The organism is Sphingobacterium deserti (genome assembly GCF_000757725.1).
GTDB lineage: Bacteria > Bacteroidota > Bacteroidia > Sphingobacteriales > Sphingobacteriaceae > Sphingobacterium > Sphingobacterium deserti.
The window spans coordinates 25609-38296 of record NZ_JJMU01000026.1; the positions used below are offsets into that span (position 1 = coordinate 25609).

At 42.9% G+C, this 12688-nt stretch carries 10 protein-coding genes; 6 read left to right on the top strand and 4 right to left on the bottom strand.

What is annotated here, in order from left to right; genetic code table 11:
• Positions 1-144: 144 nt before the first annotated feature.
• Complete coding sequence (locus DI53_RS08840) at positions 145-2625, top strand: YfhO family protein (protein WP_037497819.1); 2481 nt, start codon at positions 145-147, stop codon at positions 2623-2625.
• Between the two features lie 82 nt (positions 2626-2707).
• On the opposite strand, the gene DI53_RS08845 is transcribed toward DI53_RS08840, so the two are convergent.
• A complete protein-coding gene (locus tag DI53_RS08845; protein ID WP_037497828.1) occupies positions 2708-3304 on the bottom strand; it encodes a ribonuclease HII in 597 nt (198 codons plus the stop codon).
• Between the two features lie 211 nt (positions 3305-3515).
• On the opposite strand from DI53_RS08845, the gene DI53_RS08850 reads away from it, so the two are divergent.
• From DI53_RS08850 to DI53_RS08870, 5 genes are all read left to right on the top strand, one after another.
• Complete coding sequence (locus DI53_RS08850) at positions 3516-3695, top strand: hypothetical protein (protein ID WP_037497831.1); 180 nt, start codon at positions 3516-3518, stop codon at positions 3693-3695.
• Between the two features lie 109 nt (positions 3696-3804).
• Positions 3805-6597, top strand: a complete 2793-nt coding sequence (locus tag DI53_RS08855) for an outer membrane beta-barrel protein (protein WP_052072252.1) — start codon at positions 3805-3807, stop codon at positions 6595-6597.
• A 218-nt stretch (positions 6598-6815) separates the two neighbouring features.
• Entirely contained in the window at positions 6816-8054 is a 1239-nt protein-coding gene (locus DI53_RS08860) for a M16 family metallopeptidase (protein WP_117624871.1), read from the top strand.
• A gap of 89 nt (positions 8055-8143) precedes the next feature.
• Positions 8144-9031 (top strand): ACP S-malonyltransferase, encoded by an 888-nt coding sequence (fabD, locus tag DI53_RS08865; RefSeq protein ID WP_037497834.1) that lies wholly within the window; start codon positions 8144-8146, stop codon positions 9029-9031.
• Between the two features lie 58 nt (positions 9032-9089).
• Positions 9090-10514, top strand: coding sequence for a M20/M25/M40 family metallo-hydrolase (locus tag DI53_RS08870; RefSeq protein WP_037497836.1), 1425 nt, complete (start codon positions 9090-9092; stop codon positions 10512-10514).
• 37 nt (positions 10515-10551) lie between these two features.
• Here the strand turns inward: DI53_RS08870 and trhO are convergent, their stop codons facing one another.
• From trhO to DI53_RS08885, 3 genes are all read right to left on the bottom strand, one after another.
• The gene (gene trhO, locus DI53_RS08875; RefSeq protein WP_037497837.1) at positions 10552-11532 is read right to left on the bottom strand and encodes an oxygen-dependent tRNA uridine(34) hydroxylase TrhO; all 981 of its coding nucleotides are present in this window, start codon (positions 11530-11532) and stop codon (positions 10552-10554) included.
• 89 nt (positions 11533-11621) lie between these two features.
• The gene (locus DI53_RS08880; RefSeq protein WP_037497838.1) at positions 11622-11858 is read right to left on the bottom strand and encodes a DUF3820 family protein; all 237 of its coding nucleotides are present in this window, start codon (positions 11856-11858) and stop codon (positions 11622-11624) included.
• Positions 11839-12597, bottom strand: coding sequence for a glycosyltransferase family 2 protein (locus tag DI53_RS08885; RefSeq protein WP_037497839.1), 759 nt, complete (start codon positions 12595-12597; stop codon positions 11839-11841). The genes DI53_RS08880 and DI53_RS08885 overlap by 20 nt, the downstream gene beginning before the upstream one ends.
• Positions 12598-12688: the final 91 nt, after the last annotated feature.

Consider the following 12688-nt stretch of genomic DNA (forward strand, 5'->3'; position numbering starts at 1 on the left):
GTAATTCCAATTCATTTCTATATTTTTGGCAGGTAATAAACTAATCATTAAGATTAAATCTGTGCGTTGATTGGCTAAGACATTAAAATGATCTGCAGGGGTCATGCACAGAACCAAAGAAGTAGCAAACGATATAATAAGTATATGAAACAGTGGTTTAAGGAAAACTCAACCCATCTCGCAATAAGCGCCCTTTTTATTGTTCTGGTGTTATTTTATTTCTCCCCTATATTTGACGGTAAGACACTTGTCCAAAGTGATGTTATGCAGGCTGAAGGTAGTCAGAAAGAACTTTTCGATTATCGGGCAAAAGATGGCCACGCTCCGTTATGGACAAACTCCATGTTTGGAGGAATGCCAACCTATCAAATATGGTATGAACACGCGAGTAACGTCGCCAGTTACATCAATAAGGGGATTCGTGCACTTGTTCCCGTTCCTGCGGATATTGTTTTGCTGTATCTTTTTGGTGGATACTTTTTGTTTTCTGTATTAAGGTTAAAACCTTGGCTTGCTGCGGTAGGTGCTATAGCCTTAGCATTTACGTCCTATAATTTCATTTATATAGAAGCTGGCCATGTGAATAAAGCTTATGCTATTGCCTATCTCGCGCCCATTATTGGGTCAGTATTGCTGAGTTTTAGGGGAAGCCGATTGTGGGGGCCTGTGCTTTTATGTCTGTTTTTGACATTAGAAATTCGTACGAACCACGTACAGATTACCTATTATTTGTTTATCGCGCTTTTGGTGTATGTATTGATTGAGCTTTACTATGCCATTCGCGATAAAAAACTAAAGGGATTTATGCGTGCTGGCGCGGTTCAAATCGTCGCTGCAGTGGTCGCCGTATTGGTGAACGCTTCGGTGCTATTTCCTACCTATGAATATTCGAAGCTTACCATCCGTGGAAAAGCAAATATTCAAAAGGTTGATTCAGGCTCCCAGAGTAGCGGTTTAGATAAAGAATATGCGTACCAATGGAGCCAAGGTGTCGGTGAAAATATTACTTTTTTAATTCCTAACGCTTATGGTGGACGCACAGGAGGCGTGCTGGATAAGAATTCCGAGGTGGTGAAATTCTTCACGAAACTAGGAGCGCCCGAAGCTCAGGCGGTACAGTTTGCAGATAGAATCCCGACATATTGGGGCGAAAAGATGTTTACCTCTGGGCCATGGTATTTCGGCGCAGCGACCTTCTTTCTATTTGTGCTTGGACTTATTATTGTGAAAGGCCGCGTTAAATGGTGGATTTTAATCGCTTCCGCCTTGTGTATGTTACTGGCTTTCGGTCGGCACTTCCCATTGGTTTCTGACTTGTTTTTTGACTATTTCCCTATGTACAACAAGTTTAGAGCGGTAGAGTCGATTCTTGTCATACCAGCCATATTAATACCCATGTTGGCCATGCTAGCGGTGAATGAGCTTTTTGTGCGCGCGTCGGAAATTCCAAAGCTTGACAAAAAAGTGCTTTACACCTATGTAGGGATAGGCGGATTTTGCCTCTTGGTCGCTTTAATGCCGAGCCTCTTCCTGGACTTTAAAACTTCAGGACACCAAGATTTTATTTCTTCCATTAGTCAACAATTAGGCGGGCAAGCCGCTGGCAACGAGTTCGCTAATGCATTGATCAAAGACCGATCATCATTGGCAAGTGGCGATGCCTATCGCTCTTTCTTTATCGTTACCATTGCCTTCGGACTTGTTTGGCTGTTTTTGAAAAAGAAAATAACGGTACCTGTTTTCATCGGTGTGCTCGGCATAGTCATACTTGTTGATCTTTGGGCCATAGATAAACGGTACCTAAATAATGCCTCGTTTATTGAAGAGCGGGCAAAGACACATATCGTAGAGCGAGAGGTTGATCAACTGATTCGCTTAGATAAGGACCCAAGTTACCGGGTGATGGACTTGACAACAAATCCTTTCTCTGACGCGCGGGCTTCGTATTTCCATAAGAACATCGGTGGATACCACGCTGCGAAACTGATGCGTTTCCAAGAAGTGTTAGAGCATCAGTTTAACGGCGCTATTAATGAAGACGTTTTGGATATGTTCAATGTCCGCTATCTAATCACACAAAATCGCCAAAATGGTGCAGAACAGATCCAGCGGCGCAGTACGGCTTCTGGCAATGCGTGGTTCGTGCAAAAAGTGACTTTCGTGAAAGATAACGCGCAAGAAATGCAAGCGATCAGTAGCTTCGATCCGAAAAGAGAAGCATTTGTGCATGAGTCATTCAAAAATCAATTAAATACAGCGAAGCTAGGTCAACCTTCTAACGCTGAAATCAAATTGGTTTCTTATCATCCCGATACCTTAAAATATGAGTCTACATCACCTAATGATGCTTTTGCCGTCTTTTCTGAGGTATATTACGATAAAGGTTGGAAAGCTTATATTGACGGCACCGAAGTTCCCATTATCCGTGCAGACTATTTATTGAGAGCATTGCAGGTTCCTGGTGGAAATCATAAGATAGAGTTTATATTCGCTCCTGCTTCAATACGTATCAGCAACTTGATATCATTGATAGCTTCTATCGTTTTGGTGCTTGGACTTGCTGCTGCTGTATTCGTTTCTTGGCGAACAAAGGGTCAGAAAACGGCTCAGGATAGCGTTAAATAAGAAAACGAGTAACGCTCAATCTGCTACAATTGCAATACTTTAAGTATATCGCCACTGATCGGAAAAGGTCAGTGGCTTTTTTTTAAAACAATTTTAGCTGTGGGTCTGAAATACGAAATGTTTTGCGGTGATGTGGCGTTATGCCGAACTCCAAGACCGCTTTTCTATGGCTAACCGTGGGATAGCCCTTATTGGATAGCCAGTCATAGCTGGGAAAATCCAAAGCTAAGTTGTCCATATATTCATCCCGATAGGTTTTTGCAAGTATAGACGCCGCCGCAATAGACAGGTATTTTCCATCACCCTTTATAATGCATTGGTGAGGAATATCCTGATAAGCTTTAAACCTGTTTCCGTCCACGATAATATATGCCGCTTTTGTTTTTAGCATGTCTAAGGCTCTATGCATGGCTAAATAAGACGCATTTAGTATGTTGATACTGTCAATTTCTTCTGCTGAAACACTGGCTACCGCAAAGTCGAGCGCTTCACTTTCAATAATAGGCCGCAATGCCATTCGCTTTTTTTCCGACAGTTGTTTCGAATCATTTAACAAAGCGTTGCAATAATCAGGAGGAAACACCACTGCCGCGGCAAAAACTGGGCCCGCCAAACAACCGCGACCAGCCTCGTCACAACCTGCTTCGACAAATTCTTGTTGGAATGTAGAAATTAACATATTACGAAAGTACAAAAAAAAATATGGAGGCGAATTCCCTTCTCTCTCCGGGTCTTTATAAGCGCATGTTGCTGTGCTTAAACAATGCGGGTGAACATGTAACTTCTCTGTGATTCGTAAGCATTTACACTATTTTACACTTCTTATATTTTTATTTGTAGGGTATAAAAAATCATTGTGAAAAGGCATAACCCATAAAACTTTGAAAAGCATGACGAAAATTTTCGCAAGTTCAATGCTAGTCCTCATGGTCAATTTTGCTTTCGCGCAGAAAAAGCAACGGATCAATATTGATGTGGTGCAAGATATAGTCGTTGATGCGAACCTAGACGAGTGGTCTGGATGGGTAGATGTGGCTGACGAAGGCCTTTGGGCTTACCAACTACTGTAGCGCTATCAAACAAAGATATGTACGGGCGATTCATACGCCAAAAAAGTAGGCAGACATTGGTGGTATTGCTAGAGACATCGATAAAATAGAAGAAGAGATAATGAGAGATATGAAACAAATTTTTGCATTAGTTTGCAGTTTAATACTACTGATTGTTGCGCATAACGCATTTGGACAATCTGGAAAAACGGTACAAGGCATGCTACGTGATACCGAGTCTCGCGTGGTCGCGGGCGCTTCGGTACAATTGGTTGCAGGGAACGATACACTGGGGACGAGTTCGTCACCCGCGGGCATATTTACATTTGCAAATGTGAAAGCCGAGACATTTAAAATTAGGGTATCCAGCTTAGGCTTTGAGCCATTTGAAAGGCAATTTACATTACAGGCTGACGGTGATAAAATGGTTATCCCATCGTTTGAGTTGCAGGGAATCGCAAATATGTTGGAGGAAGTAGTTGTGGACGGCGTGCTTACCGTTCAGGTGAAGGGCGACACGCTTGAATATACCACGAAAGATCTCAAACTGCGCGATAACGCACTCGTAGAGGATGCTTTAAAGCGCTTGCAAGGGGTAGAAGTGGATAAGGATGGAGCTGTTACGGCACAGGGTGAACAAGTGGTGCGCGTCCGTATAAACGGGAAAGATTTCTTTGGAGGCGATGTGAAGACGGCCACGCAAAACCTGCCGGCTGATATTATTAACAAGATTCAGGTGATTGATGATTATGGTGATATGGCAAACCTCACAGGAAACAAAACGGGTGATGCCCAAAAAATTCTGAATATCGAGATCGATCCGGAGAAGAACAAGGGCTTTACCACCACGCTTCGTGCAGGTTATGGAACGGACGACCGTTACCAGGCGACGGGAAGTGCTATTATTATGCGCGATAAGATGCAGTTCTCTATTTTAGGAAACTTAAACAACATAAATGCACCGTTATTCGACTTTAATACGCAAGGTGGCGGGGCACGTCGACGGATTGGGGGTGGAGGTGGTCCCGGCGGGGGAGGTATGTTTGGCGGATCTAATGGTATCACCAATACAGGGTCTTTAGGTCTGAATTATCGGCAAGACTTCAGTGACAAAATCACAGTTTATGGTAGTTATAGCTTCGGCCATGATGATAACGTGGCACTCTCTTCTAGTTTGAACAGATTTCTATATCCTGATTCAACACTGGATCGAAATACGGAATCAAACACCAATACTATCGGAAATTCGCACCGCTTTGAAGCAAATCTGGAATGGAAGCCCTCTGAGAAGGATTTCATTAAGATTACACCACAGCTAAGCTATCGCAATACAAAAACCAATAGTTTCAGTTTTAATGAAAATCTGTTGAACGGAACGCTTTACAATACAGAGGATAATAATTTAAGCGGTGTTGCTAAGTCGCCCAATGTTGGCGTAAGTGCATTGTACAATAGACGATTAAATGATAAAGGTCGGAATTTATTTATCAATATGAATATTTCATCGTCCGGAACAAGAGACGATCAGGACCGTATTATTGAAACCTTGGTGAGCGATCCGAATAATAGTGATATGACTATGGATAGTCTCTACCGACGAACTTTGTCGGAACTGGATAACAGCAGCTGGAATGGTGGTGCGACAGTATCCTACCTGGAACCTGTTAGCAAATATGGTAAAATTGAGCTTTCGTATGATTACAATATCAATAGCTATGATAACAACCGTCAGCAGAATGCTTTTCAGGCAGATGGAAGTGAGTTGATGGATCCGCGGTATGTATTTAATAGAATGTACGATTACTCGTTTTCTACACATCAATTTGGCGCAAATTATAATTTCAACAACGATAAGATCAAATATTCGTTGGGCCTAGCGGTACAGCCTACGCTATTGGATGGAGATGCATCTATAGACGGCGAGGAAATACACATTAATAGAAATGGATTCAACGTTGTTCCTATTGCGCGCTTTGAATACAAGTTTAACAGGCAGAAAAATTTGCAGTTGAATTACTCAGGACGAGCTAATGAGCCTTCCATAACCCAAATTCAACCATTTACCGATAATTCAAATCCTACGAATATCATAACGGGAAATCCGAATTTGGATGCGGAGTTCCAACACAATGTGCGCCTACGTTTTAATAGCAACGATTTCCAAAAGGGTAAAACATTCTTCATGGTGTTGAATGGAACATTGACTAGCAATAAAATTGTTTCTAACAACCTACGCCAAACGGATCCGGCACTGGGGGTTATTCAAGAAACCAGTTATCTAAATGAAGATGGTGCGTACAGCATGCGCGGCTTCTATCATTACGGGCGATCTTTTAAAAATAAGGTATACAGCCTCAATTTTATGGGAAGCTTGAATTTTAACAATAATCCATCCTATACAGAAGGAAACCTCAACAAAGCACAAAACTGGGTATTGATGCAAGGAATGATGTTCCGTTATCTGCCTTCAGAAAATCTTGAAATCAACCCTGGCATTCGTTACACGTGGGACCATACCTACAACACGCTAAACGCACGCTCCATTACGATGCAATCGTGGGCGCCAACGCTGATCGGATCTGTCAATATCACACCTACCATCGTCTTTGGCGCTGATCTTTCCAAGACTTTTTTCCAAGGCAACGCCTTCAGCGAGAATCCTTTTATCATCAATACGTATCTGGAGAAGAGAATGCTGAAAGGGAACAGAGGAGCTTTGCGGTTGCAAGCCTTTGATTTATTGAATGAGCAGACGAACATTTCCAGAACGGCCAGTGATATCATGATCTCCGACACGAGAGTAAATAGATTGGGACGTTATTTTATGCTGCAATTCACGTTTAAATTACAAAAGTTCGCGAGCGGCGTCAATCCTTTTCAAGATAATGGAGGGCCTGGCGGAATGCGACGTCCGCGTATGTAAAGGCATTAAGATTAATGGTCTATATAGCGGCTGTAGTTTCCGGAAACTACAGCCGTTTTGTTTGGAATTTGTGTAACTTTGCTGCCTGGTTTTTGATTGTAAAGGTGTAATTATCATCTATTTTTCTTTAAGCCATTGACTTTTGCTGGTTCATTTTTGGCTAGTGAAATTTTAAATTATCCACAAAGAGCTAACAAGCTCGGTTTTGACTTTTTGATTTGAAGAACATAGAATATGAAATCATCCGCTTGAATAATGGTATTCGTGCGGTATTTCACCGCCAAGCATCACCTATTACGCATACCTGTTTAGTGGTGAACGCAGGATCCCGTGATGAGCAGGAGGGGAAGTTTGGGATCGCGCATTTTATTGAGCATTTACTTTTTAAAGAAACACAGCGGCGATCCATGCAGCAAATCCTAAATCATCTAGAAGCAGTAGGCGGTGATTTAAATGCTTATACCACGAAAGAATATACCTGTATTCATGCATCCATCCTGAAGCCGCATTTAAGTAAAGCGTTGGATTTGTTTGAAGATATTATATTCCACTCCACATTTCCCGAACACGAGATGGAAAAGGAGAAAGGTGTGATCGCAGATGAAATGGCATCTTACCTCGATAGTCCAGAAGAGTCTATCATCGATGATTATGAGGATATGGTCTACAAAAATTCGGGACTCGGACACAATATTTTAGGGATTGAGAAAGATCTCCTTGCGTTTCAACAACAAGATGTGCATCAATTTCTACGCGACAATTACGACACGCACGATATCGTGATCGGCATTACGGGCGACTATGAACTTAAAGTCGTAGAAAAAATGTTGAAGCGCTATTTTGAAGGAGTGCCAGATAATCAGCCAAAGAGAACGCGCGATCTTGCCTTGTCAAATGTAGCCGAACATATCGAGGTGCCTAAGCCGATCAATCAAGTACATTATATGCTGGGTGCGCCAGCCTATGGCATGTTTGATGAGCGGAAAACCGGATTATTGCTTCTTAACAATATGCTGGGAGGCTTTGGAATGAGCTCTATTTTAAACCTCTCCATTCGTGAAAAATATGGTATCGCCTATACCATCGAATCCAACTATACTGTATTTTCCGACACGGGACTGTTCACTATCTATTTTGGTACCGATGAGGAGAAAGTAAAGCGGGCAAAAAAGCTTGTCTTTAGGGAGCTGGATAAGTTAAAAGGTAAAGGTGTCTCTGAAGGACAGCTGCAAAAGGCGAAAAACAAATTTAAGGGCCAGATAGCTTTAGCGGAAGAAAACCGTATGAGCATGATTATCGCTGTGTCCAAAAACGTGATGGACTACGACCGCGTGATTTTATTGCCGGAAGTTTTCGATAAAATCGATCAAGTGCGTACAGGAGAATTGCTAACGATCGCTCAAGATGTTTTCGACGACAGCAAATTGAGTTCTTTGGCTTTTGTTCCCGAGGATTAGCTGCCTAGCGCCCTTTTTCGACTTTATTTGTTTAATTTTGATCTTTTAAAACGGGCGCGTGCGCTCATCGTTTACCAAAATAATTTTTGATGAAAACAGCTTATATTTTTCCAGGTCAAGGTGCTCAGTTCGTAGGAATGGGGCAAGATCTGTATAATTTGAATGATGAAACGAAAGCATTGTTTGAGAAAGCAAATGACATTTTAGGATTTCGCATTACAGATATCATGTTTTCTGGCACTGATGAAGATTTGAAACAGACGAAGGTTACCCAACCGGCTATCTTTTTACATTCTGTCATTCTCTCAAGAGCTTTAGGAGACAGCTTTCAACCAAGTATGGTTGCAGGGCATTCTTTGGGCGAATTTTCAGCATTGGTTTCTGCCGGAGCATTGTCTTTTGAAGACGGACTAAAATTAGTATCTCAGCGCGCGAATGCGATGCAAAAGGCCTGCGAAGCTCAACCATCTACAATGGCTGCTATTTTGGGTCTTGATGATGAAACTGTAGAGAAAATTTGTGCGCAAGTTGAAGATGTTGTTGTTGCTGCGAACTACAATTGCCCCGGTCAATTGGTTATCTCTGGTTCTGTAGAGGGCGTTGATAAAGCTTGCACCCTGCTTACCGAAGCAGGCGCCAAACGGGCGCTTAAATTGAATGTGGGGGGCGCATTTCACTCGCCACTGATGGAACCCGCGAAGGTGGAGTTGCAAGCAGCAATAGAAGCTACAGAAATTAACGCTCCTATTTGCCCGATCTATCAAAATGTGGACGCAAAACCGTATACCGATCCTGTTGCGATCAAACAAAATCTTATCGCACAATTAACGGGAGCTGTTCGTTGGACACAAACCGTTCAACATATGCTTGCAGATGGTGCTGAGGCCTTCGTGGAAGTAGGACCTGGCAATGTATTGCAGGGTTTGGTGAAGAAAGTCGACCGCGCGGCACAAACATCGGCTGCGGTTGTCGCTTAGTATTACATATGCACATGAGCCTCGAGTCTATCGAGGCTTTTTTATACTATCATATTTCATGAAAATCTCGCTACTTCTTTTATTTGCAGTATCCACCCTGCACAGTTTTGCCCAAGACCAATTTGGGAAAGCTTATACCCGCATTGTTTCCGACGTGAGGGAACATTCCAAAGCCTATACGAATTTAAAGCAGGCTACGGAAAGTCTGGGACATCGTTTAACAGGATCCGACCAGGGTGCGAAAGCTGAAAAGCTAGCTTTCGATTTGTTAAGGTCTTACGGCTATGACGTGCGTTATCAACCATTTGACATGGTTTCTTGGCAACGAAAATCTTTAAGTGTAACAATCAGCGGAAAATCTGTAAAATCTGTGGCGCTCGCACATTCTCCAGTCGAGGCGCGAACGGAGTCGTCCCTTATAGATTTAGGCAATGGGCTGGAGCGAGATTATGCAGGCAAAGACGTTAAAGGTAAAACGGTGTTGGTTTATCTCCAGCTGCTGCCAGGATCTGCCACGGGAACAAAAAATCTCCATCGTTCGGAAAAAACTGCGATTGCGGCTCTGCACGGTGCCGAAGGCATCATCTTTGTTAACGCGGTGCCGGGTGGCGTTCTGTTGACAGGAACGGCGTCCATCACGGGAGATCTGATTGCTATCCCGGCCGTGTGTATCGGCTATGAAGATGGTATGGCTTTAAAAGCACGGCTACAGAAAGGCGATAAGCTATCTGCCGCAATAAACATGCAAAATGAGTCTGCGCGTGTTAAAGCGCGAAACGTTATTGCTACGTTAAAAGGTAAAAGCAAACAGAAAATTGTGGTAGGAGGCCATTTGGATTCGTGGGATCTAGCAACCGGCGCCATAGACAATGGAATAGGCTCTTTCGCCGTTATTGACATGGCCCGAACATTAAAACAGCTAAAGGTAAAACCCAAACGTACCATGGAGTTTGTACTGTTTATGGGCGAGGAACAGGGGCTCTTAGGATCAAAAGCCTATGTAGCATCGGCGGAAGCAAAAAATCAATTAGATGATATCGCTTTTATGTTGAACTTTGATATGACCAATGCGCCTACAGCATTTCATAGCTCTCGGGAGGAAATGCAAAACCTATATCGGGAATGGATGATACAGCTTAAATCCGCAGACAGCACCTTCAATGGAAATGTATCTTTTGCTGCGGGTTTACACAGCGATCATCAGCCTTTTATGCTGGCAGGCTTACCCTATGGCGGCGGTGCGGGAGGGAAACTTCCAAACAACGCAGGAGCCTACTACCACTCTGATAAAGACGTTTTCAGCTTGGTTGATAAAAAAGGATTGGAACAAACGGTGATGTTGGGTGCAGCGTTAGCTTATAGTTTAGCACAAACGCCACAAATCCCTGCCCAGCGGCTAACCGATGATGCTATAAAGGCTTACCTTGAACGCTACGGACTCAAAACGCCCTTACAGGTATCCGGCGAGTGGCGATGGCAATAAAAAGAAAACGGTAGGATTTACAGCCTACCGTTTCTTTTTATACCGTTTCCTTTGGCGGGAAGTTTTTATGCTTTCTTTTGCTGATTTTCTCTAGATTGACAGGTTGCGGCACTTTGATATAATAGCCTGTACCATCGTACTCCCTTTTCCGCGGGTGTTCCATGCAAGTTGTTGAGCAACAGCCTTCCAGTTTCTCGCCACAAGCATCACACTGCGTGAAATGCTCATTGCAATCGGGGTTCGCACAATTAATCATCTTCGGCGTTACGGTACCGCAGTTTCTACAGGTAGACACTACCGTCGGGTTTACGGCGTTTACATCTACTGTAACGCGGTTGTCGAACACGTAACATTTGCCATCAAAATCTTTTCCACCTGCTTCTTTACCATATTTGATAATCCCGCCGTGCAGTTGGTAAACGTCCTCAAAACCTTCTTGCAAAAGCAATGCAGAAGCTTTTTCGCATTTTATTCCGCCTGTACAATAGGTCAATATTTTTTTTCCTTTATACTGCTCCAGCTCTTTAACCTTCTCCGGAAATTCGCGAAAGTTGTCTATATCCAGCGTGACAGCATTCTTGAAGCGTCCCACGCTATGTTCGTAGTTTGATCGCACATCCAATACAACCACATCATCCTGATCTTTCATCGCCAGGAATTCTGTCGGTTCAAGGTGTTTTCCCGTTTGTTTGTTGGGGTCGATGATCTCTGGATTCCGTAAACCTGAGTGTACGATCTCTGGCTTATACCGGCAGTGCATTTTGATGAAAGAGGGTTCTGCAACCTCATCAATTTTAAACTCCGTTTTTGCAAAACGGGCGTCGGCATGTATGGCTTCCATATAGCGCTTACAAGCGTCTACAGTGCCTGAGACAGTGCCGTTAAGCCCTTCTTCCGCCACGATAATGCGACCAACAAGTCCAAGGGATTGACAAAATTCTAAGTGCTTTGCCGCAAAATCTTCGGCATTTTCGATAGGGCTGTAGCAATAGTACAGCAAGGTGTGGTATGTATTCATATGCATTGATACCGCTGCAAACGGCGTTTAATGTTTAAAATTTTATGCGGCAAAGGTACGAAAAAAGAGCTGTTTAAAATTGATGGCTATCATTTTTTGATCAATGGCCTCAAAAGATAGTCCAATCCGTTCATTTTGATTTCATGAAGCGCAGCGAGTTGCGTTCCTAATTTCCCTTTTGGAAATCCTTTCTGTCTGAACCACACAAGATAGGGCTCTGGTAAGTTACATAGCAACCAGCCTTCGTATTTACCAAAGGGCATCTTACTATTTGCTAGCTCGATAAGTAGCGCCGGGTCAAATAAATTAGTCTCTGGTTTTTCCATGCTTTATGCGGTGTGAAATTAAACGGAGTGCAATGATTCCGTGGTTTATCAAATTGGGAATCGCTCCGTAGTATTTTTTAAAGATTTGATAACGCTCTCGAAGACTTTGCTTATGGCGCTTTTGCGACATGCCGCCGACGAGATATTTCGCTACATAAGCATGCACATTCACAATCTTTTGCGCTTTTTTCGAAGCCCGAATGATCCAGTCGATATCTGCACTTAATTGGTAAGTACGATCGTAAGGCGCGGTTAAACTTCGTTTTATGTAGATCGCTTGATGGCAAACATTCATGCCATATTTAAACGATCGCCAGTTGAAATTGCGCGGTGCTTTATGGCGTCTATCACCAATTTCATAGCGCTCTTCATCGACAAGTCTTGTTTCGCCATAATAGATATCAGCATCTATTTCTGCGGAGAAAACGCGTTCCAAAGTATCTGCTGCATAGAGTTCGTCGCCTGAATTGAGAAACAAAACATAGTCGCCCGTAGCAACGGCTAGCCCTTTGTTCATTGCATCATAGATGCCTTCATCTTTCTCAGAAATTAGCGTATCAATGTGCGCTGTATATCGATCTATAATAGCCAGCGTTCCATCAGTAGATGCCCCATCAACAATGATATACTCTACGTTGCTGTAGCTTTGACTGATGACCGACTTAATCGTGAACTCAATATCCCGCGCATTGTTGAATACGATAGTGATGATAGAAACCTTGGGTGTAAACTTTGTCATGCAAAAAGCCTTATTTGCAAAAATACGAATATCTATGTTAGTATGGTCGATATGGATTCGCCTATGGCGAAAAATAAAATGTTAAAATTGA